The sequence below is a fragment of the Thiolapillus sp. genome, assembly GCF_048562965.1.
Classification (GTDB): Bacteria; Pseudomonadota; Gammaproteobacteria; order Chromatiales; family Chromatiaceae; genus Thiolapillus; species Thiolapillus brandeum_A.
Map to the genome: position 1 here is coordinate 1 of NZ_JBHNMF010001421.1, position 632 is coordinate 632.

Annotated in this window: 1 protein-coding gene; it reads right to left on the minus strand. The window is 57.1% G+C overall.

What is annotated here, in order from left to right; translation table 11 throughout:
- Positions 1-632: type I restriction endonuclease (locus ACOCD2_RS24710; RefSeq protein WP_419626335.1), on the minus strand; the 632-nt coding region annotated here is incomplete at both ends.

The following is a 632-nucleotide window of genomic DNA, read 5'->3' on the forward strand; positions in this document are numbered from 1 at the left end:
CACCGTGTAGCGGCTGATCATCTCCGCCAGAGTACACTTGGCCAGAAAGGCCTCGGCGAAGTCGTCCAGGTGGGTGATCTTTTTGTTGTCGGGCGCGGCCCACTGGTAGCGGGGCAGGAAGTGCTCGTCGGCATCGAAGCGGAAGTGCTCACTGGCGTTGTTGGCAAAATACCAAGTATTACTGCGATTGCTGACGATGAAGAGCTGTATGAAGCACAGCAGACTGTTGGTGTAACCGTTGCCGGGATCGTTTTTGTAATCGACAATCTGCTGCATGGCTTTGCGCGGACTCACCTGCAGTGTCTTCAGCTCGATCTGCACCAGGGGCAGGCCATTGAGCAGCAGGATGACATCATAGCGCTGGAAACTGCTTTTGGTGTTGATGCGCAGCTGGTTGACCACTTCGAAACTGTTCTTGCACCAGTCCTTGAGGTTGACCAGTTGATACTGCAGTGGCGTGCCGTCCTCCCGCTCGAAGGTATTGCGGTGGCGCAGGGTCTCGGCGCAGGCAAAGGTGTCAGGGCTGATAATGCCCTCCAGCAGGCGGGCAAATTCGGCATCGGTGAGGTTGACGCGGTTGAGCGCCTCGAATTTTTCGCGGAAGTTCTGCTCCAGCGCCTCACGGTCGCGGA